Source organism: Streptococcus sp. KHUD_014, assembly GCF_051106275.1.
Classification (GTDB): Bacteria; Bacillota; Bacilli; order Lactobacillales; family Streptococcaceae; genus Streptococcus.
The window spans coordinates 974,267-1,000,185 of record NZ_CP193666.1; the positions used below are offsets into that span (position 1 = coordinate 974,267).

The 25,919-nt window shown below is 38.0% G+C and carries 21 protein-coding genes and 2 pseudogenes; 15 read left to right on the plus strand and 8 right to left on the minus strand.

Annotation, left to right across the window (positions count from 1 at the left end; genetic code table 11):
- Positions 1-123: 123 nt before the first annotated feature.
- From ACORHT_RS04690 to ACORHT_RS04705, 4 genes are all read right to left on the minus strand, one after another.
- Entirely contained in the window at positions 124-744 is a 621-nt protein-coding gene (locus ACORHT_RS04690; protein ID WP_434350780.1) for a histidine phosphatase family protein, read from the minus strand.
- A gap of 3 nt (positions 745-747) precedes the next feature.
- Positions 748-1,227, minus strand: a complete 480-nt coding sequence (locus tag ACORHT_RS04695) for an aminoacyl-tRNA deacylase (protein WP_434350781.1) — start codon at positions 1,225-1,227, stop codon at positions 748-750.
- Positions 1,227-2,069 carry a DUF368 domain-containing protein gene (locus tag ACORHT_RS04700; protein WP_075230181.1) on the minus strand — a complete coding sequence of 281 codons (843 nt, stop codon included), beginning with the start codon at positions 2,067-2,069 and terminating at the stop codon, positions 1,227-1,229. The genes ACORHT_RS04695 and ACORHT_RS04700 overlap by 1 nt, the downstream gene beginning before the upstream one ends.
- 111 nt (positions 2,070-2,180) lie before the next feature.
- On the minus strand, positions 2,181-2,981 hold the full coding sequence (locus ACORHT_RS04705; protein ID WP_434350782.1) for a glycoside hydrolase family 25 protein: 801 nt from the start codon (positions 2,979-2,981) through the stop codon (positions 2,181-2,183).
- A gap of 155 nt (positions 2,982-3,136) precedes the next feature.
- Between ACORHT_RS04705 and glmU the strand changes: the two genes are divergently transcribed.
- From glmU to ACORHT_RS04750, 9 genes are all read left to right on the plus strand, one after another.
- Positions 3,137-4,516, plus strand: a complete 1,380-nt coding sequence (gene glmU, locus ACORHT_RS04710; RefSeq protein WP_075230179.1) for a bifunctional UDP-N-acetylglucosamine diphosphorylase/glucosamine-1-phosphate N-acetyltransferase GlmU — start codon at positions 3,137-3,139, stop codon at positions 4,514-4,516.
- A gap of 9 nt (positions 4,517-4,525) precedes the next feature.
- On the plus strand, positions 4,526-5,089 hold the full coding sequence (locus tag ACORHT_RS04715; protein ID WP_075230178.1) for an NUDIX hydrolase: 564 nt from the start codon (positions 4,526-4,528) through the stop codon (positions 5,087-5,089).
- Positions 5,082-5,393, plus strand: coding sequence for a cell wall synthase accessory phosphoprotein MacP (gene macP, locus ACORHT_RS04720; protein WP_060955683.1), 312 nt, complete (start codon positions 5,082-5,084; stop codon positions 5,391-5,393). Before ACORHT_RS04715 ends, macP begins: the two co-directional genes overlap by 8 nt.
- Before the next feature lie 10 nt (positions 5,394-5,403).
- Entirely contained in the window at positions 5,404-6,099 is a 696-nt protein-coding gene (locus ACORHT_RS04725) for a 5'-methylthioadenosine/adenosylhomocysteine nucleosidase (RefSeq protein ID WP_075230177.1), read from the plus strand.
- Between the two features lie 292 nt (positions 6,100-6,391).
- Positions 6,392-8,680 carry a DNA helicase PcrA gene (gene pcrA / locus ACORHT_RS04730; protein ID WP_434350783.1) on the plus strand — a complete coding sequence of 763 codons (2,289 nt, stop codon included), beginning with the start codon at positions 6,392-6,394 and terminating at the stop codon, positions 8,678-8,680.
- A gap of 71 nt (positions 8,681-8,751) precedes the next feature.
- Entirely contained in the window at positions 8,752-9,048 is a 297-nt protein-coding gene (locus tag ACORHT_RS04735) for a hypothetical protein (RefSeq protein WP_434350784.1), read from the plus strand.
- Positions 9,049-9,220: 172 nt separating this feature from the next.
- Entirely contained in the window at positions 9,221-9,481 is a 261-nt protein-coding gene (locus ACORHT_RS04740; protein WP_049509788.1) for a SemiSWEET family transporter, read from the plus strand.
- Between the two features lie 105 nt (positions 9,482-9,586).
- Positions 9,587-10,288 carry a response regulator transcription factor gene (locus ACORHT_RS04745; protein WP_434350785.1) on the plus strand — a complete coding sequence of 234 codons (702 nt, stop codon included), beginning with the start codon at positions 9,587-9,589 and terminating at the stop codon, positions 10,286-10,288.
- Positions 10,285-11,163, plus strand: a complete 879-nt coding sequence (locus tag ACORHT_RS04750; RefSeq protein ID WP_434350786.1) for a sensor histidine kinase — start codon at positions 10,285-10,287, stop codon at positions 11,161-11,163. The genes ACORHT_RS04745 and ACORHT_RS04750 overlap by 4 nt, the downstream gene beginning before the upstream one ends.
- Positions 11,164-11,202: 39 nt before the next feature.
- On the opposite strand, the gene ACORHT_RS04755 is transcribed toward ACORHT_RS04750, so the two are convergent.
- The 3 genes from ACORHT_RS04755 to ACORHT_RS04765 form a co-directional block, all read right to left on the minus strand.
- Complete coding sequence (locus ACORHT_RS04755; protein WP_434350787.1) at positions 11,203-11,964, minus strand: ABC transporter permease; 762 nt, start codon at positions 11,962-11,964, stop codon at positions 11,203-11,205.
- Between the two features lie 10 nt (positions 11,965-11,974).
- Complete coding sequence (locus ACORHT_RS04760) at positions 11,975-12,883, minus strand: ATP-binding cassette domain-containing protein (protein ID WP_434350788.1); 909 nt, start codon at positions 12,881-12,883, stop codon at positions 11,975-11,977.
- A 269-nt stretch (positions 12,884-13,152) separates the two neighbouring features.
- Complete coding sequence (locus ACORHT_RS04765) at positions 13,153-13,962, minus strand: Cof-type HAD-IIB family hydrolase (protein WP_414318579.1); 810 nt, start codon at positions 13,960-13,962, stop codon at positions 13,153-13,155.
- Positions 13,963-14,145: 183 nt separating this feature from the next.
- On the opposite strand from ACORHT_RS04765, the gene ACORHT_RS04770 reads away from it, so the two are divergent.
- Positions 14,146-14,841, plus strand: coding sequence for a lysostaphin resistance A-like protein (locus ACORHT_RS04770; protein ID WP_434350789.1), 696 nt, complete (start codon positions 14,146-14,148; stop codon positions 14,839-14,841).
- On the opposite strand, the gene ACORHT_RS04775 is transcribed toward ACORHT_RS04770, so the two are convergent.
- Positions 14,821-15,774: an AraC family transcriptional regulator gene (locus ACORHT_RS04775; RefSeq protein WP_434350790.1), complete on the minus strand. Its 954-nt coding sequence runs from the start codon at positions 15,772-15,774 to the stop codon at positions 14,821-14,823. The two genes, ACORHT_RS04770 and ACORHT_RS04775, sit on opposite strands and share 21 nt — an antisense overlap.
- A 603-nt stretch (positions 15,775-16,377) precedes the next feature.
- Here ACORHT_RS04775 and rhaD point away from each other — a divergent pair.
- The 5 genes and pseudogenes from rhaD to ACORHT_RS04800 all read left to right on the plus strand — a co-directional run bounded on the left by rhaD (position 16,378) and on the right by ACORHT_RS04800 (position 25,842).
- Entirely contained in the window at positions 16,378-17,202 is an 825-nt protein-coding gene (gene rhaD / locus ACORHT_RS04780) for a rhamnulose-1-phosphate aldolase (RefSeq protein ID WP_434350791.1), read from the plus strand.
- Positions 17,184-17,426 (plus strand): annotated as a pseudogene (locus tag ACORHT_RS04785) (hypothetical protein); the annotation flags it as partial. The gene rhaD and the pseudogene ACORHT_RS04785, both read left to right, overlap by 19 nt.
- 325 nt (positions 17,427-17,751) lie before the next feature.
- A complete protein-coding gene (gene rexB, locus ACORHT_RS04790; protein WP_434350792.1) occupies positions 17,752-21,003 on the plus strand; it encodes an ATP-dependent nuclease subunit B in 3,252 nt (1,083 codons plus the stop codon).
- Positions 21,000-24,647: a helicase-exonuclease AddAB subunit AddA gene (gene addA / locus ACORHT_RS04795; RefSeq protein ID WP_434350793.1), complete on the plus strand. Its 3,648-nt coding sequence runs from the start codon at positions 21,000-21,002 to the stop codon at positions 24,645-24,647. The genes rexB and addA overlap by 4 nt, the downstream gene beginning before the upstream one ends.
- A 16-nt stretch (positions 24,648-24,663) precedes the next feature.
- Positions 24,664-25,842, plus strand: a pseudogene (locus tag ACORHT_RS04800) (hypothetical protein).
- Positions 25,843-25,919: the final 77 nt, after the last annotated feature.

Below are 25,919 nucleotides of genomic sequence, written 5' to 3' on the forward strand. Positions count from 1 at the left end.
TACTCAATACTTGATAGGATGAGTCTATATTGCGATACTCCCATTTTAACATAAATGTCAAATAAATTCACGGATATTCTACAAAATATAAAAAGAACTTAACAGTGATTGTTAAGTTCAGTTCTATGTTTGATAAGAAGTGTCATTCCAGACTATAAGATTGAAGTTTTCAAAGTCGGATGTTTCTAGAACGGTAACACTAGCATTTGCTAGACCACCATCTTTTCTAAGTAGAGGAACATCGTAACCTAGCAGAGTTTGTATACTTGCTGTGAGATTGGCTCCGTGACCGACGATTAAAACATGATCAAAATCTTGATCTTGAAGTGATTTAACAAAATTGATAGTTCGTTGTGTTGTTTGATAAACGGACTCAGCACCAAACATAGTCGAATCAAACTTCGCTAAATTGCTACGGAGAGCATTCATTTGCTCAGGATAGATTGCTTTTAAAGTTGCAAATTTTGCTCCTTCAAGTTTTCCAAGTTGCCATTCTCTTAGAAGGGATGTTTCTTGTAAGGGACAGCATTCTTTCAGTTGACTTTGGATAATCTGAGCAGAAGTTACGGCACGAGGAAGATCACTAGAATAAATCACATCAAATGGAATTACCTGGAGATACTGGCCCAATTTTTCTAAGGTCTCAATGGATTTCTCAAGGAGTGGTGAGTCACCACTTGCCCCTTGAAAACGTCCTTCAAGATTCCAAAGAGTTTTACCGTGGCGAACAAAGTATAGTTTCATTGATCATTGTCCTTCTAAAATATCTGCAAAGTCTGCTTTAACAAAGCTTGCAAGGTCTTTTGGGTTGATAATAATACTATGCCCAACTTCACCTGCCGAAACGATCATTTCTTCAATCTCAAGTGCACTTTGATCGATAAAGATAGGGTAGTTATGTTTTTGACGAATTCCAACTGGATTATTGGCGCCATGGATATAGCCTGTTGTCTTTTCAAGGTCTTTTTGTGGAATCATGCTGACTTTCTTATTACCAGAAATCTTTGCCAGCTTCTTTTCAGAAAGGTGTTCAGTGATAGGAAGGATACCGATAATGGGACCGGTCTTATCTCCCAGAAGGGCTAAAGTCTTGAAAATCTGATCTCGTTGATAACCTTGAGGAAGCTCTCCTTCCAAGGCATTGATTTGAATCCCCTGATGTGGGATACCTGCTTTAGACAGGATTTGTTCCACCAATGTTTTTTTGACTTTTACTTTTTTAGCCATTATTTGTATTTATCCTCCAATTGACTCATCCAAATACCTAACCAAATACCTAGAGCGAAGAAAAATGCGATGATGACATAAGACACAAGAGATAATCCACTGTAACTGATGCTTTCAGCATTACCAGCATTTGGAATGAGGATTAAGATTGTACTTGAAAGAACAATTCCGATGATAAAGTGGTAAACACGAGATTGATAGACACGGAGAGCGTAGTCCATAAATTTTGAAAAAATGACAAGAGTAGCAAGTGCTCCAATTCCTATTGGAAGGAAGGTTCCGAATAAATCAAAAGTCTTAAATCCAGTTAGCATTGGACTATAAAGACCAAGGATTAAAAGTAGATTAGAAGGGCTAAGTCCTGGCACTAAAATTCCAAGTGCTAATAAGCATCCAGCAAGAGTAAAGTTAAGGAAACTAGCTGACAACGATCCGACGACAAAGTTCAAGGCGTAGAGGGCAAAACCTGAAAGGATAAAGGTTGCCCAAAACCAAATGAGATCAATCTTATCTCTCTCGGAATCACGGGTAGATTCTTTGACAAGACTTGGAATAGTTCCGATGATGGCACCAGCAAAACTCCACAAGACATATACTTGATAATTTTCGAGAAGGTACTCAATAGGATATGAGAAAAGGCCGATACCTAGGAGCATTCCAATACCGACAGGTAGGAAAAAGAGTAGATCTTCTTTTAAATTCTTGAAAGGATGAGCAAGGAAACGAATCATTCTCTCATAAATTCCCAAGATAGCGGCAAGTACACCTCCAGAAATTCCTGGCAAAATAAAACCGAGAGCAATAACAATTCCCTTAATAATTTTTGATAGCCATGATAACATAAAGATTCTCCAAAATTCAAATTAGTTTAAAGATATTTATAGTATTTCCATACTACAAAATAAAGAAAAGCAAGCAGAAAGCAATGTCTGACTTGCTCATTGTGATAGTTGTTAGGGTTTTAAGAATAATTTTCTAAAGGTTTCTTCCTTGTTCTTTGATGAAGAAATAAGGTTCAAATCTAGATGATGTTCAAAGCCTCCAAGGCTTCCATGAGAGGTGTATTGGTGAAGATCATAGTTAAGATCTGTATTGGGAGCACTCTCGTAGTAACCCGAGTTGGTTCCATAGGACGGTATCCAGATTGCTGAGAAATTCTCCGTACTGATACTATGCTCCTCCATAAAGTAGACACCAACATAGATGCCAATATTTTTAGCTCCCAATGAAGCTAATTTAGCACGAAAGGCCTCAACACCCTTGTTCATGTCAGACATAGTCTTGTCTTCAACATCCAACCAATAGTAGCTAGGATTATAGGGAGAAGAAGCGTTATAAAAGACTTCGGCAGCTTTTTCCATTTCTTCTACGCTTTTCCCAGCAACATAAGCGTAAACAGCTACTGGGATATTTCGTTTTTGAAACTCTGTGATATGTTCCTTGTAGACCTTATCGACTCCATTTTTATAGGCAGCGTCATTTTCTTCAGAAACTTGACCTCCACTATGAACGCGAACAATCGCACCAGAGATATTTTGAGATAAGGTGTCATAATTAATCTCTGACGGCCTTTGCCAACCAGAAACATCAACAATAGGTTTATTGATATTATGTAAAGCTTGAGTTTCTACTTGAACTGGATTTTGCTTTGTTTTGACGGGATGGTCTTCAAACTTGGGTCGATTTAGGATCAAAACCCCCACGATAAGAGCTAATACAGTAAAAATAAAAGCGGGATTAATTTTCTTTCTCATACTTCTATAGTTTATCGTAAATGGGGGAAAAAATCAAAAAAAATACTCGAAATTGTACCGTAAAGACTCTGTTTTAGGTCACTTGACTTCTTTTGTGTTTGAAAGAGCAAAAATATGATATAATTAAAAGGAATTTCTATAGAAAAGAGAAAAATATGGCAAATTATGCAGTTATTTTAGCAGCGGGTAAAGGTACCCGTATGAAATCAGATCTACCTAAAGTCATGCACAAGGTTGCAGGAATTTCAATGCTTGAGCATGTTTTTCGTAGTGTAGGGGCAATTAAGCCTGAAAAAACAGTAACGGTTGTTGGACACAAAGCAGAACTAGTGGAGCAAGTCTTGGCTGGTCAAACTGATTTTGTGAGACAGTCTGAGCAATTGGGAACTGGTCATGCAGTCATGATGGCTGAGCCAATTCTTGAAGGTCTTTCTGGTCAAACTTTGGTCATTGCTGGTGATACACCATTAATCACTGGGGAAAGTCTTAAAAATTTGATTGATTTCCACATAAATCACAAGAATGTAGCTACAATCCTTACGGCAGAAGCTGAAGATCCATTTGGTTATGGACGTATTGTTCGTAATGAGAATGCTGAAGTGCTCCGTATCGTTGAGCAGAAGGATGCGACTGATTTTGAAAAACAAATCAAGGAGATCAATACAGGAACCTATGTCTTTGATAACGCTCGTCTTTTTGAAGCTCTTAAGAATATCAATACCAACAACGCTCAAGGTGAATACTACATTACTGATGTCATCGGCATTTTCCGTGAAGCAGGGGAAAAGGTTGGTGCCTATACTCTGAAAGACTTTGAGGAAAGTCTAGGAGTTAATGACCGTGTTGCCCTTGCGACAGCTGAAGGCATTATGCGTTGCCGTATTAACCAAGCGCATATGGTCAATGGGGTTAGTTTTGTGAATCCTGAAGCTACTTACATTGACATTGATGTTGAGATCGCTCCAGAAGTTCAAATCGAAGCAAATGTAACCCTCAAAGGTTCTAGTAAGGTTGGTACAGGAACTGTTTTGACCAACGGAACTTATATCGTTGATAGTAGTATCGGTTCAGGGACAGTGATTACAAACTCGATGATTGAGGAAAGCTCAGTTGCTGATGGCGTTACAGTTGGTCCTTATGCTCATGTCCGTCCGGGATCAAGCCTTGCAAAAGATGTGCACATTGGAAACTTTGTTGAAGTCAAAGGATCTAGCATCGGTGAAAATACAAAAGCTGGTCATTTAACTTATATTGGTAACTGTGAGGTTGGTAGTGATGTCAACTTCGGTGCAGGAACGATTACTGTAAATTACGATGGTCAACACAAATTTAAAACAACCATTGGAAACAATGTCTTTGTCGGATCTAATTCAACTATCATTGCTCCAGTAGAGCTTGGAGATAACTCTCTTGTTGGTGCTGGTTCTACCATCACTAAGAATGTTCCTGCTGATGCCATTGCTATTGGACGAGGTCGTCAAGTCAATAAGGATGAATATGCAACTCGCCTCCCTCATCATCCTAACAATAAATAGGAGCTAACGATGGAATTCGAAGAAAAGACTATAAGTCGTAAAGAAATCTATAAAGGACCGATCTTCCAATTGGTTCAAGACCAGGTTGAACTCCCTTCTGGCAAAGGTAGAGCGCAACGTGATTTGATTTTTCACAATGGAGCGGTATGTGTCTTAGCAGTTACTCCAGAAAATAAGATTGTCTTAGTTAAACAATATCGTAAGGCAATTGAGAAAGTTTCTTATGAAATTCCTGCAGGTAAGCTTGAAGTAGGTGAAAATGCAGATCCAGAAGCAGCAGCCCTTCGTGAATTAGAGGAAGAGGCAGCCTATACTGGAAAATTAAGCCTTGTCTATGATTTTTACTCAGCGATTGGATTTTGTAACGAGCGCTTAAAACTTTACTTGGCAAGTGATTTGACAAAAGTTGAAAATCCTCGTCCTCAGGATGAAGATGAGACTTTGGAGTTGCTTGAAGTCAATCTTGACCAAGCTAAAGCACTGATCCAGTCAGGAGATATTTGTGATGCAAAGACCATCATGGCTATCCAGTACTGGGAATTACAAAAAAATAGTGGAGGAACCCATGGGTAAACCTTTATTAACAGATGAAATGATTGAACGTGCCAATCGAGGAGAGGACATCTCAGGTCCTCCCTTGCTAGATGATGAGGAAACTAAGATTTTACCGACTTCTTCTCAAAATTTTGGCTATTCACGAACCAGAGATCATGGTTTTAGCCAGGATACACTGACCATCGAAGTTGAACCTTCTATTCACAAAAGTCGTCGGATTGAAAATACTAAGAGAAATGTCTTTAATTCTAAATTGAATAAAATTCTATTTGCAGTTATTTTTCTCTTGATTTTGTTGATTCTAGCAATGAGATTTATTTAAGGGGTCTATCATGAAAATTGGAATTATTGCAGCTATGCCAGAAGAGCTAGTTTACTTGATTCAACACTTGGACGATGCCAGCGAAGAAAAGGTTCTGGGAAATAGCTATCATACTGGTAAGATTGGTTCTGTCGAGCTTGTACTTGTAGAGAGTGGAATCGGAAAAGTCATGTCTGCTATGAGTGTCGCTATCTTAGCGGATCACTTTCAGGTGGATGCAGTGATTAATACTGGATCTGCTGGTGCAGTGGCAAATGGGATTGCAGTAGGCGATGTAGTGATTGCAGACAAGCTTGCCTATCACGATGTTGATGTGACTGCCTTTGGCTATGATTACGGTCAAATGGCGCAACAGCCTCTCTATTTTGAATCAGACAAAAATTTTATCAGTTTGATTCAAGAGAGTTTGTCTAAACTGGAACAAACTTGGCATTTAGGTTTGATTGCGACAGGAGACAGTTTTGTTGCTGGAGAAGATAAAATCAAAGCGATAAAAGAGCACTTCCCTCAAGTTCTTGCTGTAGAGATGGAAGGGGCTGCTATTGCTCAAGCAGCTCATGCTTTGAACCTACCTTTCATAGTCGTTCGTGCCATGAGTGACAATGCCAACCATGAAGCATCCGTTTCCTTTGATGAATTTATCGTAGAAGCAGGACGTCGTTCTGCCCAAGCCCTAATGGCACTTTTGCAGTCAATAAAGGATTAATAGAAGAATTACTGAGAGTGGGACAGAAATCGGTAATTCGTTAGAATTCGATTTCGTCGTCCCACCTCCGCACAGTTGAGTAGGGCTGTAAAAGCTGATGAAATCAGCGTAGTAGAGCCCACTCAACCACTGCGTCTTACTCGACAATCAAAAGAGAATTGAGAGGCTAGGACTTTTGTCCCAGCCTCTTCTTGTCTTGCCAACTAAAATAATCAGAAGGTTTCTGAGAAAAGTTATTTTCAAAATTTTTTGATATAATAGAAACATTGACTTGAAGAATAAGGAAGAGAAAATGAACGAATTATTAAAGGGGATGAATGACCGTCAAGCTGAGGCTGTTCAAACGACTGAAGGTCCTTTGCTGATCATGGCGGGTGCTGGATCTGGTAAGACACGAGTTTTAACCCACCGTATTGCCTACTTAATTGATGAAAAGATGGTCAAGCCATGGAATATCTTGGCCATTACCTTTACTAATAAGGCAGCACGTGAAATGAAGGAGCGTGCTTATGGGCTCAACCCAGCTACTCAGGATTGTTTGATCTCGACCTTCCACTCTATGTGCGTGCGTATCCTACGTCGCGATGCGGATCACATTGGCTACAATCGCAATTTCACGATTGTGGATCCTGGAGAGCAGCGAACGCTCATGAAACGCATTCTCAAGCAGTTGAACTTGGATCCTAAAAAATGGAATGAACGCACCATTTTGGGAACCATTTCCAATGCTAAGAATGATCTGATTGACGATGTTGCTTATGCTGCCCAGGCAGGAGATATGTACACTCAAATTGTAGCTAAGTGTTATACGGCCTATCAGAAAGAACTTCGTCAGTCAGAGTCGGTGGACTTTGATGACTTGATTATGTTGACTCTACGTCTTTTTGATCAAAATCCCGATGTTTTGACTTATTACCAACAGAAGTTCCAGTACATTCATGTTGATGAGTATCAAGATACCAACCATGCTCAGTATCAACTCGTCAAACTCTTGGCTTCTCGTTTCCAAAATATCTGCGTAGTAGGGGATGCTGACCAGTCTATCTACGGTTGGCGTGGTGCTGATATGCAGAATATCTTGGATTTTGAGAAGGATTATCCTCAAGCCAAGGTTGTTTTGTTGGAGGAAAATTACCGTTCGACCAAGACCATCCTCCAAGCAGCTAATGACGTTATCAAAAACAATAAAAATCGCCGTCCTAAGAATCTCTGGACTCAAAATGCGGATGGGGAACAAATTGTCTACTATCGTGCCAATGATGAACAAGACGAAGCTGTCTTTGTAGCCAAAACCATTGATGAACTTGGTCGAAGCCAAAACTTCCTCCACAAGGACTTTGCAGTTCTTTACCGTACTAATGCCCAGTCTCGTACCATTGAAGAAGCTCTGCTCAAGTCTAATATTCCTTATACTATGGTCGGTGGAACTAAGTTCTATAGCCGTAAGGAAATCCGTGATATTATCGCTTATCTGAATCTCATTGCCAATTTGAGTGATAATATTAGTTTTGAACGCATCATTAATGAACCTAAACGTGGCATTGGACCAGGAACAGTAGAGAAAATCCGTGACTTTGCCAACCTACAAAACATGTCGATGCTTGATGCTTCAGCTAACATCATGTTATCAGGGATTAAAGGTAAGGCAGCCCAGTCTATCTGGGATTTTGCCAATATGATTCTTGATTTGCGGGATCAACTGGATCAATTAAGCATTACTGAGTTAGTGGAAGCAGTCTTGGAAAAAACAGGCTACGTGGATATTCTCAATGCTCAAGCAACCTTAGAAAGTAAGGCTCGGGTTGAAAATATCGAAGAGTTCCTTTCTGTTACCAAGAACTTTGATGATAATCCAGATAATCAGGAAGAAGAAACTGGCTTGGATAAGCTCAGTCGCTTCTTGAACGATTTGGCCTTGATTGCAGATACAGACTCTGGCAGTCAGGAAACATCAGAAGTAACCTTGATGACGCTCCATGCGGCCAAGGGACTCGAGTTTCCAGTTGTATTCTTGATTGGAATGGAAGAAAATGTCTTTCCACTTAGTCGTGCAGCAGAAGACATGGATGAACTAGAAGAGGAACGCCGTCTAGCCTATGTTGGTATCACGCGCGCAGAGAAAATCCTTTATCTAACCAATGCTAACTCACGCCTGTTGTTTGGTCGAACGAACTATAATCGTCCAACACGCTTTATCAATGAGATTAGTTCAGATTTGTTAACTTATCAAGGTTTGGCGCGTCCAGCTAATAGTAGTTTCAAAGCATCCTATAGTAGTGGAGGTGTCGCCTTTGGTCAAGGCATGAGCCTTGCTCAAGCTCTACAAGATCGTAAACGTAACGCAGCACCAAGATCCATTGAATCAAAAGGACTACCTTTTGGACAATTTGCTGCTGGATCAAAATCGGCTTCTAGTGAGACAAGCTGGTCTATCGGCGATATTGCTCTTCATAAGAAATGGGGCGAAGGAACGGTTCTAGAAGTTTCAGGAAGTGGATCTACTCAGGAATTGAAAATCAATTTCCCAGAAGTCGGCCTCAAAAAACTTTTAGCCAGTGTAGCACCGATTGAGAAGAAGTAGTACATAGTTTCAGTTTTTGAAGTTAATGATAATAGATTCATTTGTTCTATGGAAATCAGTGGTATATGACTATGAAAAAGAAGACGAATTTATCACCTTTACAGGTTATTGAAATTGGTAAAAATTTTCATTCTAACAATAAACTTGAGGGTGAATGTGTTTTAGATCCTAAACTTTTAAGATTAGAGCACTCTTATCCATATGAGTTTGAAAAGATGAATTGCAAAGGTTCAACATTATGGTTCATGCTGGTAAAGTATCCGCCAAATAATTTTTTATTCGAAGACTATACATTAGTAATTTCAGATAAGGAGGCGAAGGTAATTTTTTATTTGGATGTAAATGGTCATCCGAGATTTTTTAAATAATAATAGTATGATAAAACTGTTAGCCACTATACCTTTTCTAAAGATAAGAACAAACAAGTTACCTCTGGTCACAATCTTGTGATAATTTACATTCTCTTAACAAAAAAGTTTTTGGCTTATACAATTAAAACAAATAGTGTATAATGGAAAATGTTTTTGAAAGGAGAAGAAAATGTCTGAAAAACAAATGAAAACTTTGGGTTGGATTGCAACCTTTATGTCTGTAATGATGTATGTCTCTTATATTCCTCAAATTATGAATAACCTTGCTGGTCAAAAAGGGAATTTTATCCAACCAGCAGTAGCTGCACTTAACTGCAGTCTTTGGGTTTACTACGGTCTCTTTAAAAAAGAACGTGATATTCCTTTGGCAGCAGCTAATGCACCAGGTATCGTTTTTGGACTTATTACCGCATTGACAGCTTTAATTTAAAATAGCTAATGAACTCTTCTTCGTATTTAAGCATGAAGGAGAGTTTTTCTTTATCCGAAATTCCTAAAAAAACGTGATATAATACTATTAGAAAGGTTGGTGTTTATGGCTAGAATACTTATCGTTGAAGATAATAATGAGATTCAAGAAATTTTGAGAACTCTTCTTTCTGAGGAGCATGAGGTGATTCAGGCTTTTTCTGGCACTGAAGGAATGATTCGATTTGAGCAAGGTGGCATTGATCTAATCTTGCTAGATATTATGCTTCCAGGAAAAAATGGCGATCAGGTTTTAAAAGCCATTAGACACGATAGTTCAGTTCCTGTCATCATGCTAACTGCCCTAAGTGATAAAAGGCTCATCAGCCAATATCTCTTAGATGGTGCTAATGATTATATTGTAAAGCCCTTTGATTTGGATGAAGTTTTTGCCAGGATTACGGTACAATTACGTCAAAAAAGTGACAAGCAAGCAGCTGAAATCGAACATCCAGACAAGTTGATTCAACAGTTAAAAAATATTCAATTTGATGCAGATAGTTTTGAAATCAAAAATAGCCAGGAAACTATTCGCCTAGCTAAGAAAGAATGCTTGATTCTCCAAACCTTGCTGAGACATCCTAAGAAAATTTTCACGAAAGAAGAACTCTATGAATTAGTCTGGGAGGATACTTATTTACCAGGTGACAATACTCTCAACACTCATTTAAGTAATCTCCGTAAAAAATTAGGCCAACTGGATCCAGAGCAAGAGTATATTGAAACTATCTGGGGAGTTGGTGTTCGGTTAAAAGGAGATGAGCAATGATCTATATTTTACTTTCTTTGCTGCTGCTGGTCATCATCCTATTGACGATAGGGTTGATTCGCTATCATCTAGCACTCGTGAACTTGAGCCAACAAGTTGAAGACAAGATTCATACTGGAAGTATGAAGAGAATCGGAGTGTCAACTTTCTCAAAGGATTTTTTACATCTTTACCAACAAATCAATCATCTCTTTCAAGAAGTTGAGCAGTCACGCTTGATTATGAAGCGAGAGAAGCAGACTTTGGACATGGCTATTAGCAATATTGCCCACGATATTCGGACGCCTTTAACGATTGCGTCGGGTTACACTCAGCAATTGCTTAAAACAGAAAATCCTGAGTCTGAGAGCTTGAAAAAAATTGCTCATCATCTCAATCAAGTTTCAAAACGTCTAGAGGCTCTTTTGGACTATCGTCGATTAATGGAAGGAGCAGTTCAACCTGACTTATCTGAGTTAGAAGTCTCGACATTTATGACGCAAAAATTGCTGACCTATTATGATTCTTTTCAGACGGCAAAGATTAACCTTGATTTGCAAGTAGAACCTGGTCTCTATTTATTAACAGATCCAGATTTATTAGACCGTATGTTACAAAATCTTATTGGCAATGTTCTAAAACATGGTAAGGATGAAGCGAGATTTTCTCTGAAGGAAGTGGACAATCATATCTGTTTGGAAATTGCTAATCTGGTCAAACAACCCATTCGTAAAATTGAAAATCTCAGTCAACGATTTTACTCTGAAAACCTCTCAGATACAGAAGAATCCTCTGGTTTAGGTCTTTATATTACAGAAGAATTATCCCATCTCCTTGGTGCAGAACTACAACTAAGTACTGATAGTGCTTGGTTTACAGTTAAGATACTCTTTTAAAACAAGCAACCTCCTCTTTTTGAACAGAGGAGGTCATTTTTATAAGCTTTTCTTTTTGAAAACAGCAAGTCCACTAATGGTGAAGAATAGGATAACAGTCACTGTAACGATAATGGTGTATAGAACAGCTTGACTATAGGCAGTCATGGCATAGGCAAAATTCAAGGATAAATAGCGTAAAATCTCGATATCTGGAAAGATAAGCATCGGCGTTGAAAGCAAGATAGAACTGATTAAATAGCCTATGAAAACAGCCAAATAAGAATGAGTCACATAGAGAATGAAGGACACAATAGATAGCCAAGCTAGAAGGCAGAGGAATTGAAGAGTAATTGTTAGAAGGAGATTGCCAATAAATCCTTCTGGCATCGTTCCAACGCCGTTTAGGATAGTTGCTGGTACGAAAGCGATGACTAGGCTAACAAGAATTTGCATTAGAGCGATACTTGCTAATACTACAAACTTAGCTAGGAAGAATTCTGTGCGAGAAACACCCACTGTCAAACTATTTTTATAGAGTTTTCCGATAAGATCAACTCCTAGAACTAAGCAAGCAAGGATAATACAGAGGAAAACTAGGTTTGAGCTATTGCTAGAGGTGTTAATAAGGGCTTGTATCCCATCCCATCCCTTGCTTGGCAGTTCGGTTTCTACGTTTGTACTTGTATTGACGGATATGAGCTGTCCTGTAGCTCCGAAAGTAGCCCCCATTAACATGAGAGCAAAGAGAACGAGCTCTGTAATCCAAAAACCTTTGGAACGGAAAAGACGGTAAAAGTCTGCTTGAATTGTGTGTATCATGGTGTTTCTCCTATTTTACTAATTGTGTGAAGTATTCTTCAAGATTTTGACGAGCATAGTAAATCTCATCCACATCAACATCTGCTAGAGTAAGTTCTTTGAGAATGCGTTTGACATCTTGTTCATGACTAAAAATATGAATCTCATTGTCAGAATTAACAACTTTAAATTCAAGATGCACTTTGTCTTTTAAGATTTGACTAGCTTTTTCTTTGTCACTTGTTTTTAGAACAATATAGTCTTCATTCAGTGTCTCAAATTCGGCCTTACTGATTTCTCGAATGATTTTCCCTTGGTCTAATATTCCAAAGCGATTGGCAACCAGATAGAGTTCTGACAAGATATGACTAGAGATGAGAATTGTTATTCCTAGTTCTTGATTCAGACGTTGAATCATTTGACGAAACTCTTTGATACCGATTGGGTCAAGTCCATTGATAGGTTCATCAAGGATGAGAAAGTCTGGTTTTGATAGGAGGGCAATCGCAATGCCTAAGCGTTGTTTCATCCCAAGAGAGAAGTCTCGAAAAACTTTTCTTCCTGTATCTGTTAACCCCACATACTTTAATGTTTCCTGAATGACTTGATCGGCATTTGGGATATGTCGAATAGTACAATAGTATCTTAGATTTTGATAGGCTGTTAAATGATTGTGAGCTACTGGGGATTCAATGACTGAACCTACTCGAGATAGGGCTTTCGTGCACTCCTTATACCCTTGACTAGAAAAGAGGGAAATAGTTCCATGGTCAGCAGATAATAATTGGGTAATGATTTTAATCAAAGTTGTTTTACCAGCCCCATTCTTTCCGATAAGTCCATAGATATCTCCTTCTTTAACTGAGAGATTAAGATCTTGTAGAATGGGTTGTTTGCCAAATTGTTTGGACAAGCCATGGATTTCGAGGACTGTTTTCATAGTTTTCTCCTTTAACCTTTAATACTCAATGAAAATCAAAGAGCAAACTAGGAAGCGAGCCGCAGGCTGTACTTGAGTACGGCAAGGCGAAGCTGACGTGGTTTGAATTTGATTTTCGAAGAGTATAAGATGTTTTATTTTTATAACTCTAGTATAAAGCAAAGATATCAAAGAATCGTCAAGCATTTCTAAAGAGTTTCTAAAGTTTTTAAATTTTAAAAAAATAAAAGCCCAGTTGGCTAGAAATACTAGTTGACTGGGCTTATTTTCTACAAAATATATTTTTCAATAGCTCGTGCAACGCCGTCTTCTTCATTGCTAGCAGTTACGGCATCAGCGAGAGATTTTACGTGGTCGCTGGCATTACCCATGGCGATCCCCAACCCAGCAAACTCTAACATCTCAATGTCGTTATTGGCATCACCCATAGCCATGATTTCAGAAGGTTGGATATCTAAAATCTCAGCCAAACGAGAAAGAGCAGAAGCTTTGGTCGTACCGAGTGGCATTGCTTCATAGATAACTGGTTGAGATCGAACACCGCTAAATTTTTGACAAAGTTCATCAGCAAATCGTTGTTCAAAGTCATCTGTTTGTTCTTTTGTCCCTAAAAACATTCCCTGGAACATACGATATTTACCACTAGTAGCTTCTTCCAGTGAGATTTCAGTCAGGTCAGCAAAGACAAGTGTGGCATCATATTCAACGATAGGATTTGGTTTGCCTCCGAGTACGAAGTAGTGTTCCTCATCAAAGAGAGTTAACTGAACCTCACTCTTTTCAGCAAGGTCATTGAGGTATTCGATGTCAGATTTGCTAAGTTCCTTCCAATCAACAAGGCTCCAGTCGCTGGTTTGGTGGGTAGAACAACCATTGTTGACGATGACGTATTCATTTTGCAAATCAAGACCGAGTTTCTTGTAGTAGGGAAGAACCCCAAAGAGAGGTCGTCCAGTACAGAGAACCAGTTTGACACCTTTTTCGATAGCCTTATGAATGGCATCAATATGAGCTTGAGGAATTTCCTTGGCTTCGTTGAGAAGAGTTCCGTCCATATCTAGGGCAAGTAATTTAATCATAGTATTTCCTTTTTACGTGTTTTGCCTATATTATAGCATATTTTGAGGCAAATAAGTCTAAAGCTAAGTGAAATGCCATTTCTATTTAGGTTTTTAGTAGATAGATAACAAAAATATGATATACTAAACTAGTAATATATTTAATATTGCACTGATAATGGATAAAAAAGCAGAGGACTTGGCATGAAAAAAAGAGTAGTACAGATTTTACTAGCCTTATTGGTAATCATTTATAGGAAGACTTGGTTTTGGTGGATTTTTAATCATTTTGCAGGTAGGTTTGTACCTGCTAGTAGAGAATTTTTTCAAATTCTTTCTTTTTTAGAGTTTAGCGTTACTTTTCTAGCTATTCTTTATTTACTAGTATTCGAAGGTAGAAGAATTCTTGAGTTGAAGTGGAAATGGAGATATCCAGTTTATTTGCTTCTTGCTTATGGAGTCAGTTATCTTTCAGGTATTGTGTTTTCCTTTTTAACCCCAGCAACGTCCAATCAAATCGCTTTAAATGAATTGACTGAGATGACAGGGCGACAAGAGTTACCTTATCTTTTACTTATTGTTTGTCTGCTAGGACCAATTACAGAAGAAATGGTTTACCGAGGAGTTCTGATGAATACATTTTTGAAAGATTCACCTTGGTATGGAGATGTTTTACTATCAGCCTGTGTCTTTGGCTATGTGCATGTCAGTTCAGGTTTAACACCACTCGCCTTTTTCACCTATGCAAGTGGAGGAGCAATTTATGCATTCCTCTACCGAAAAACTCATTCTCTCTATTATCCCATTTTGCTCCATATCATGATTAACATTACAGCATTTTGGGATTTATGGACGATCTTAAAAATTTGTAACTTTCTTTTACCTCTTTCTCATTTCTGAAGGTTTAATTCCATACAGTAGTGCAAATTGTTTATAAAAATAAGTTTTGTTGCTGAATCCTACGGTTTGACAAATATTTTCAATAGAAAAATCCGTTGATTGAATTAGTAATTTCGCAGTCATTAATTTCTTTTGATGTACTAATTTAGTAAAGGTATGGCCACTTTTTTCCTTCACAAGGTTACTCAAATAGTTTTTATTAAAATTCAATTGATCTGCAGCTTTCGCTAAGGTAATCTTTTTGTAGTCTTTATCAATTAATTCAAGGACTTGTAGAAAGGGTTCTTTTCTAGTTTGAAGGATTTTTTCTTGTGCGCTTGGCATAGAACGTGCTAATTCGAAGAGTAAGATACTCAAAGAATGCTTGAGAATTTCCTGGGAAAAATCATTCTGGAAAAAATATTCTTCCATCATACGGTTAAGTAGTTGAGGTACTCTTGGGATTTCTTGGGAACGAAGAATAATAAAATTTTCAGTAATTCCTAGATGGCTATACCGACTAAGAAGTAGATGATACAAGAGACTATTATTTCCTTGAATCTCTTCTAAACCATGTAAGGAAATGTTACTATCTTTGATGAGTAGTTTGATGACAATATCCCCTTCATTCAAACTTTTACATTGATGTTGAACGCCCGCATCCAATAAGAGAATATCCCCTTGAAAAAGAGTATAAACCTGACCATTAATGATCTGCTCACAACACCCACTATGAATATAAATTAGCTCTAAAAATTGATGTGAATGAAGAGGATAAGGAGCATAGCGATTCTGTTTGCTGATGTAAATATCTCGATTTTGAAAAAAGAGATCATCGAGCAAATGGGGATCTTGGGATTTCATTTCAGAAAATTCTGAAATGAATGTTTGAGTTTTTTTCTGTTGTTTTTCAATCTCTGTTTCTTGGTGGAGAAACTCAGTTAGATTTTGCATTGAACTCACCTGTATATTTGATACTATTCTACTGTTTTAGAGACATTGTAACATATTTTTAAAAATAGTTAAATAAAGTTAGAAAGGAATCGGAAAAGAGGGTGAAAACGATCTACCTTTTGGAGATTGATATTGTAGCATCGAGTAGACATTTGATACTTTGATGGTAGACTATATGTTGGTGAAAGATGGAAGAGCTCTATCACATATCGCGACAAATGAACTGGGGAAGTGATTGAGATTTTTTTTCATAAGTTTCTTGCTATGGAAATCTAACAGAAAACGGGAATACATTTTTGGAATACTTTCCATCCTACTATTACTTGAGTAGTTGGAACTATAAATAGCCCCAAAGCTCTCTTGAAAGCAATGTTGGAGCTAAGTTATTAATATAAACAAATGGAATTGGACTTTGTTTTCACATCTCGATTAGTTTATACATAAGATTTGAAGAAGTTCCCATATAGTGATGTTTGGAGTTACTTCTGTATAATGAACAAGGTTCCGATTTGATGCAACTTGTGAAAAAATGTTTGATACAATGAAGCTAGAATTTTAAATATACGTGGATAAAAATAAAGTATTATAAAGGAGTAGAAAACAATGACAAAATTTGTAGAATCTATTTATGTCACTAAAATGAGAGAAGTGACAAGAGAATCTTATGAACGCTATTGGGACGAACGAAATGGGGGAAATGTCTCCCTTCGATTGACAGGGGAAGAAATTTCCTCTTTTGAGGATGTGACAGAAGTAAAAGAAGTACTTGATCTCAGCTTCGATGCTTCCCCTTTGGCTGGCTATTATTATCTTGTAACAGGAACTGGCCGTTACTTTAGAAATGTAGCAGGAAATCCAGAAAATGATCTTGGTTTAGTCCGCATCACAGATGACGGTCAACATGCAGAATTGGTGTGGGGCTTTAATGATGGAGGAAAACCAACTTCAGAATTTCCAAGTCACTTAATGAGTCATATGGAACGTATGAAAGTAAATCCTAATCAGCGTGTGGTTTTCCATTGTCATCCAACAAACTTAATCGCTCTATCATTTACTCAACCATTAGATGAGCGTCACTTATCACGACTTCTCTGGAAAATGCAAGCGGAATCGATTGTCGTCTTCCCTGAAGGAATCGGGGTCATACCTTACATGACTCCAGGTACAACTGAAATTGGGAAGGCAACTGCAGAAAAAATGGCAGAATTTCAGGCTGTTCTTTGGCCTCATCATGGTCTCTTTGCATCGGGTACTTCACTAGATGAGACTTATGGAATGATTGAAGTTATTGAAAAAGCTGCTATGATTTTTTCACAAATTGGTGCTCAAGGTGGAGTCATTAAACAAGAAATTACAGATCAAGAATTACAAGACATTGCGACCTTCTTTAACATGACGCCTCATAAAGGTTTCTTGGATCTGGACTAGAGATACAAATATATGAGGCGGAAATGGGGTATGTGCACTCCATGACTCATCAATTAGGTGCTGTTTACCACCCACCGTATTGCGTTTGTTGTGCGCTTCCTGTCGTTGAACGTGATAGTGCCAAGCGACTACAAGTTTTCGTTTGTAATGTGGCTAAAGCTCTAGGAAATCCATTCATGCCAACCTTGGAAGAAATAGTTGCCTCTTATAAAGAGTTATTTTAATTGTTAGAAAAAGCTAGAAGATGAAAAATATCTTCTAGCTTTTTTGTCCACTAACCAAACCTAATTTTGCTTATTTACTTGCATTTTTTTCCTAAGTGATAGTATAGGAACGATCCTCCAATCTCATTTGCAAGTAAAATAATGAAGAAGTAAATGTTACTAAGTTATATCAAATAACTATTCTTTAAAATAATAAGGATAGTTTTTTATGTCCTCGTACAGTCAATATAAAATCAATTACTCCCTAAAGAGAATACCCTAATCAAAGGTTTATACCCTAAAAAATGGTATAATAAAAGGGAATGAAAAAACAAACGAGGCAGAGATGAAACTACTTTATACCGATATTCGGACTTCTTTGACAGATATCCTAACCAAGGAGGCTCAAGGACTGGTTGCCCAAGGCAAACGAGTCTTTTATATCGCCCCTAACTCTCTTTCTTTTGAAAAGGAACGTGCCGTTCTGGAGTGCTTGAGTCAGCAGGCTTCTTTTGCTATCACAGTCACGCGCTTCGCTCAAATGGCACGTTATCTGGTTTTAAATGATATTCCTGAGAGGTCAAGTCTCGATGATATCGGTCTTGGTATGGCTTTCTATAAATGTCTGTCCGAGATTGACCCTAAGGATTTACGTGTTTACGGGGCTATTAAACAAGATTCGCAATTCATCCAGCAACTGATTGAGATTTATCATGAAATTTCAACTGCAAAGATGAGTTTTTTGGACTTGGAAAGTTTGACAGATGCTGATAAACGCTCTGATTTACTCTTGATTTTTGAAAAGATAACAGCGTATTTAAATCAAGGTCAAGTTTCACAAGGAAGTCCATTATCCTATCTGATTGATGCTATCGAAAAAAACAAGGTAAGTAGTGATTTTAGTAAGATTGCCCTAGTCATTGATGGTTTTACCCGTTTTTCTGCAGAAGAGGAACACCTAGTGGATTTGCTTCATCGTAAGGGTGTTGAGATTATTATAGGCGTATATGCGACTAAGAAAGCCTACACTAGCCCTTTTAGTGAAGGGAATCTCTATCAAGCCAGTGTTGAGTTTTTACGTCATTTAGCTTATAAATATCAGACCAAGGCAGAAGATGCCTGTCAAGAACATGAAAACTTGGATGCTTTTGCCAAGGCGTCAAGACTTCTCGAAAGTGCTTATGATTATTCTGAAATTAGCTTAGAAGTGGATGCTAAGGATAGAGAAGACTTGCAAATCTGGTCTTGTCTGACACAAAAAGAAGAGCTGGAGCTAGTTGCTCGTAGCATTCGCCAAAAATTGCACCAAGAGCAAGAACTTAGCTATAAGAATTTTCGTATCTTACTAGGAGACGTAGAGTCTTATAAACTGTCCTTGGAGACAATTTTTAATCAATATCAGATTCCTTTCTATCTAGGGAGAAGCGAGTCTATGGCTCATCATCCTTTAACTCAATTTGTAGAATCTGTGGGACGTCTCAAACGGTACTATTTCCGTCAGGAAGATTTGATTAATCTCCTACGCACTGGATTGTATACCGACCTTAGTCAAGAGGAAATTGATAGCTTTGAACAATATATCCGCTATTTAGGTATTGATGGACTTTCTAACTTTAAACAAGAATTTACAAAAAATCATCATGGAAAATTTGATTTAGAAAAATTAAATGAGCTTCGTGTTCGTGTTCAAAACCCACTAGAAACTTTATTATCCAGTCGTAAGCAAAAGACTGAAAATATCCTTACAAAATGGAACAATTTTTTGAAGGATGCATCTGTTACCAAGCAATTACAATCCTTGTCTGAAACGATGGATGCGACAGAGCAAGAAAGACAAGAAGAGGTATGGAAAGCATTTTGCCACGTAATGGAGCAATTTGCGACCGTATTTGAGGGGACTCAGGTTGCTTTAGATGATTTCTTGGCTCTTCTTCATTCAGGGATGTCCTTATCAAATTATCGTACAATCCCAGCAACGGTAGATACGGTTCTGGTACAAAGTTATGATTTGATCTCGCCTTTAACTTCTGATTACATCTATGCACTTGGCTTAACCCAGGATCATCTACCTAAAATCACCCAAAATACTAGTCTTTTGAGTGATGAAGAAAGAGAAGTTTTAAACCAAGGTACTGAAGAGGGTTCTCAATTATTGATTGCTAGCTATGAAAACCTTAAGAAGAATCGCTATACCATGCTTTCTTTGGTCAATTCTGCCAAGAAGCAATTGGTATTATCAGCGCCAAGTTTACTCAATGAAAACGAGAGCAAAGAGTCAGTTTATCTGAAAGAATTGCAGGATTTTGGTTTTAGCAAGATTGAAAAGAGAATCGATCGAAGAAACCTATCAAAGGATGATATTGGTTCTTATCACAGTCTTTTGTCTAGTCTTGTTGCTTATCACCAGCAAGGTGATACGGAGACAAGTGAGCAGGACTTAACCTTTATTAAGGTTCTAGCTCGTGTTATGGGGAGAAAATTAGAAGATCAAGGTCTTGAAAATCCTGTCCTACCGACAAGTCCAAAAAGTAAGACCTTAGCTACTGAAACTTTAGAAGCCTTGTATCCTCAAGATCAAGATTTCTATCTATCAACTTCTGGATTGACAGAGTTTTATCGAAACGAATACAGTTATTTCCTTCGTTATGTCTTAGGCTTGCAGGAAGAATTGCGTCTACGACCTGATGCACGAAGTCATGGAAATTTCTTGCATCGTATTTTTGAACGCGCTATGAAACTTCCTGTTGATACACCTTTTGACCGACGTTTAGAACAAGCAATCTCTGAAACCAGTCAAGAACGTGAGTTTCAAGCCATTTATCAAGAAAGTTTGGAAGCCCAATTAACCAAGGAAGTTCTTTTAGACGTTGCGCGTGCAACCGGGCATATACTTCGTCACAATTCTGAAATTGAAACAATTCAGGAAGAAGCAGTCTTTGGTGGTAAGGAACAAGCTTTTGTTCAGTTAGAAAACGGCAGAAATGTCTATGTCCGTGGTAAAGTTGACCGTATAGATCGCTTAAAAACCAGTGATGCAATTGGTGTTGTCGATTACAAATCTTCACTAACTCAGTTTAACTTTCCTCTCTTCTATAACGGCCTTAATTCACAATTACCAACCTATCTAGCTGCTCTTAAGAAAGAAGGAAATACCGATTTCTTTGGTGCTATGTATTTAGAGATGGCTGAGCCAGTTCAGTCCTTACAATCTGTTAAAACTCTTTCAAAGGCTTTGGCAGAAACGACAAAGAGTATGAAATATCAAGGGTTATTTCTCGAAAAAGAGATAAAGAACCTTGGGGAACTATATAATAAAAACAAAACCTATCAGTTGTCTGATGAGGAATTCCAGTTATTGCTGGACTATAACGCCCTTATCTATAAGAAGGCGGCAGAGAAGATTTTATCTGGTGAATTTGCGATCAACCCTTATACAGAAAACGGTAGAAGCATTGCCCCATATGTTCAACAATATCAAGCTATTACAGGTTTTGAAGCCAATTATCATCTAGGTCAAGCTAGATTGTTAGATAAGGTTGCCAAGAGCAGTGCCAAGGAAGCATGGTTTAATAAGATCAGAGAGGAGTTGGAGCGATGAAATTTTTATCCCAAGAAGAGATTGCAGCCTTGCAAGTAGCAGAAGCTCAGTCTAACAAGAAACCCAAGAAAACTGCTGAGCAAATTCAAGCTATCTATAGTTCTGGTCAAAATATTCTGGTCTCAGCATCAGCTGGTTCAGGGAAAACCTTTGTCATGGCTGAACGAATTCTTGATCAACTAGCGCGTGGTGTAGAAATTCGCCAACTCTTTATCTCAACCTTTACGGTAAAGGCAGCAACCGAGTTAAAAGAACGCTTGGAAAAGAAAATCAGCCAACAAATCCAAGAGACTCAAGATCTGGAATTAAAAAAACACCTCAGCAGACAACTAGCTGATTTACCCAATGCTGCGATCGGGACCATGGACTCTTTTACCCAGAAATTCCTGACCAAGCACGGTTATCTCCTTGACCTCTCTCCAAATTTTCGCATTCTTCAGAATGAAAGTGAGCAACTCCTCTTAAAAAACGAAGTCTTTCGGCAGGTTTTTGAAAAACACTACCAAAGTAAGGAACAAGAACAGTTTAGTCAGTTGGTCAAGAACTTTGCGGGTAAAAGCAAGGATGCACGTGGATTGCGTAAACAGGTCTACATGATTTATGACTTTTTGCAATCTACAAGTAATCCTCAGGCTTGGCTAGAAAATTCTTTTCTAAAAGGCTTTGAAGAGGCTGATTTTACAGTTTCCAAAGAAAAACTCGCAGATGCTATAAAAGAAAAACTTTGGGATTTAGAAAGTTTCTTCCGTTACCATTTAGAGAATGATGCCAAGGAATTTGGAAAAGCAGCCTACTTAGAATCTGTCCAACAAGTTCTTGATGAAATCAGTTCTTTAACTCACGAATCAACTTTTAATCAATATCAAGAAGTTCTAGAGCGAGTTGTGAGTATTTCTAAAGATAAGGGTGGCCGTGCTCTCACAAATGCTAGTCGCAAGGCTGAACTCCTAGAACTGAAAGAAGCATACAACCAAAAGAGAAAAGATAAGTTTGAAAAGCTAATTGCACTAAATGACCAAATTACTTTATTGAAATTCCAGGAAAAATATCATCAAGAGTCTTGGGACTTAGCAAAGATTTTTCAAGTTTTTATGAGTGATTTTGTTGATACCTATCGAAATCGTAAACGCGAAGAGAATGCCTTCGAATTTGCGGATATTAGTCACTATACCATTGAGATTTTGGAAAACTTCCCTCAAGTTCGAAAAGAGTATCAGGAACGTTTCCACGAAGTCATGGTCGATGAGTACCAAGATACCAACCATATCCAGGAAAGAATGTTGGAGCTCCTCTCTAACGGGCATAACCGTTTTATGGTGGGAGATATCAAGCAGTCTATTTATCGTTTTAGACAGGCAGATCCCCAAATCTTCAATGAAAAATTCCATAGTTTTGCTCAGGATAGCAAAGAAGGTCAGTTAATACTGCTCAAGGAAAACTTCCGTAGTAGTTCAGAAGTACTAAATGCTACCAACGACGTCTTTAAGCATCTCATGGATGAGGAAGTTGGAGAGATTTCTTATGACGGCATGCATCAACTTGTTTTCGGAAATACTGATTTACACCCTGATCCAGAAAACAAGGCAGAAGTCCTCTTGTATGATAAGGATGTTGACGGTGATTCTAAGGAAGAGGAAGAATTTTCGACCAACAAACTAACTGGTGAAATGCGAATGGTCATTAAGGAGATATTGCATCTTCATAATGATAAAGGGGTTCCTTTCAATGACATTGCTCTCTTGACCGCCAGCAGAAGCCGGAATGACCAGGTTTTACTTGCTTTGTCGGAATATGGGATACCAGTTAAAACGGATGGCGCTCAAAACAATTATTTGCAATCTTTAGAAGTGCAGGTTATGTTGGATACTCTTCGTGTTATCCATAATCCTCTGCAAGACTTCGCGTTAGTAGCTTTAATGAAGTCTCCGATGTTTAGCTTTGATGAGGATGAATTGGCTCGTCTAGCTCTACAAAATTCTGAGGATAAGGTTCAAGAGAATTTTTATGAAAAACTAGTCAATACTCAAACAAAAACTAGTATTCAAAAGGATTTAATTAAGCCTGAACTCCATAAAAAACTTAACCTTTTCTTGGAAACTGTTAATGCTTGGCGTTTGTTCTCAAAAACGCATTCGCTTTATGAACTTATTTGGAAAATCTATAGCGAACGTTTTTACTATGATTATGTTGGTGCTTTACCAAATGGTCAGGCTAGACAGGCCAACCTCTATGCCCTAGCACTACGAGCAGACCAGTTTGAAAAGAGTAATTTTAAAGGCTTATCACGTTTCATAACTATGATTGATCAAGTCTTGGAAGCCAAGCACGACCTTGCCAGTGTCACTGTAGCTCCACCTAAGGATGCTGTGGAGCTTATGAGTATTCATAAGAGTAAGGGGCTTGAGTTCCCTTATGTCTTTATTCTCAATATTGATCAGCAATTTAACAAGCAAGATTCCATGTCTGAAGTTATCCTAAGTAGAAAAAATGGCCTTGGTCTCAAGTATATTGCTAGAGTAGCTACAAATGCAAAAGAGGAATATGTTCCATCTACGATTAAGCTATCCATCCCAAGCTTGACTTATAGTCAAAATGAGGAGGAGCTCCAATTAGCAAGCTATTCTGAGTTAATGCGTTTACTGTATGTAGCCATGACTCGTGCTGAGAAAAAACTTTATCTAGTTGGAAAAGGATCTCGCGAAAAGTTAGAGTCTAAAGAATATCTGACAAATGGAAAAGGTCTTTTGACTCGAGAAACGAGACTAGATGCTCAAAATTTCCAGGACTGGATTTGGGCCATCTATCAAGCTTTTTCTAAAGAGGACTTACACTTTAGTGTTCGTTTTGAGGGTGAAGAACAACTGACAGAAGAAGCGATCGGTAAATTGGAAACTAAAAGCCAGCTCCAAGATCTTTCTCAGGCAAGCAACCGTCAGTCTGATACCATTAAGGAAGCTTTACAAATGCTGAAAGAAGTGGAAGTGTATAATGAAATCCACCGTGCAGCGATTAATCTTCCGAGTGTTCAGACCCCAAGTCAGATTAAGAAGTTTTATGAACCAGTCATGGATATGGAAGGTGTAGTAGTAGCTGGTCAATCTAAACCAAAAGAAACTATGATTCAGTTTGAACTTCCAGACTTCTCCAAGACAGAAAAAGTCACTGGAGCTGAAATTGGTAGTGCTACTCATGAATTGATGCAACGAATCAATCTCGCTAAGAAACCTACTTTGGAAACCTTGGCAGAAGCCTTGGAGCAAGTTCAGGCAACTTCAGCTGTTAAAGATAAAGTTAATCTAGAAAAAATCTTGTCATTCTTTGATACAGCTCTAGGTCAAGAGATTCTTGCAAATCAAGATAAACTCTATCGAGAACAACCTTTCTCAATGTTGAAAAGAGATGCTAAGAGTCAGGAAGATTTTGTTGTCCGTGGAATTTTAGATGGATATCTAGTTTACGATGATAAAATTGTTCTCTTTGACTACAAGACAGACCGTTATGAGCATGCTAGTCAGCTTGTTGAACGTTATAGAGGTCAATTATCTCTCTATGCAGAGGCTCTATCTCGTTCTTATCAGATAGAATTAGTTGAGAAATATTTGATTTTACTTGGTAAAGACCAAGTAGAAGTCGTTAAAGTATAAAAAGAAAGGAGGCATCATGTCCATTCCTGTTAGAAAAAACTTATATGATGCAGTTTTAGAGGCCTCTAAAGCCGATACCTGGGAACAAGCTACCAAAGAATGGAGTGAAGTTTCCTTGATTTTTAATGGAATCGGTCGAAGCAATTGTGTCTGCGGTAATGCTATTAAGTATGCTTATGAACTATTTAACGGAGTTACTGGCAAACGTCTCTTTCCCATTGGGAGTGACTGTGTGCGTCATTTCCAAAGAATTAGCCTAGATCAACAGCTAGAAGAGGAAGAAAAACTTCTCAGAAAGCTTGAAAATCTGACCAGATAAGCCCAGAAAAAAGAAGCCATTCGAGTTAATAAAACAGATTTTGATGAGCGACTGATCAACTGGCTATGGAAAAAGGGAGCTTTCAAGTCAAATCGAGGTAATCAATTCTCACCAGAAAAGGATTATCAACTCTTTTTGGAGGTATTTCAAGGTGGAAGTTGGACTAAGGCAGAGACTTTGAAGAAAGCTCGTATGGAAGAAGTCCTTGAAAAATTTATCAAACCCTTTCTACTTGGAAAATCTGACGATCAACTCTATCTTGTTAAACTGGGAAAAGAAAAAATTGACTATGAGCAAGAACTTCGCATCAAAGCTGAAAAGGAACGAAAGAAGCGAGACAAGATTGCTAAACAATATGCGGATAACCTGGTTCTAGCAATGGGACCAGCTGAACGTGCCTATCAGGATTACTTTGGATTGAGAGAAACACTGACACTAGAGGAGCGCCAGTGGGAAAAAATTCTCTTTGGTAAAAATCGGACAGAACGTTCTATAAAATCAAAACAGTATCAAAGAGAACTTGAAAAGGATCAACGCATTGCTAGTCAAGACCCTCTTGAAAGAAAACAAAAGCAAGTCTGGTTGCTTAACTCGTTTTTTAAGGATATACCCGAAGAAAAAGCTCGATTTTCTAGACTTCTCATCATGTATCGAAAAACTGGAGAAATCCCATTTTCAAGAGAATACCTATCTCATAATCTATTTGATTTTTTCTACAAAATGAAGGCTTTTGAGTTTGAAATAGCACCTGATCAGGTACGGGATTTTCTAAAGGAATGTTTAGATGCGGAAAACCTATCGTCCGCTCAAAAATCTTGGATAGAAGGCATTTTAACCAACTGCATCAAACCTTTTTTAGAAAGAATGATAGTATAGCGGTAGTTTTCGTCCTGCATGGAGAGATTCATTATTGTTAAAATTATGTCTTGAAGCGATATTACATAATTTATTTT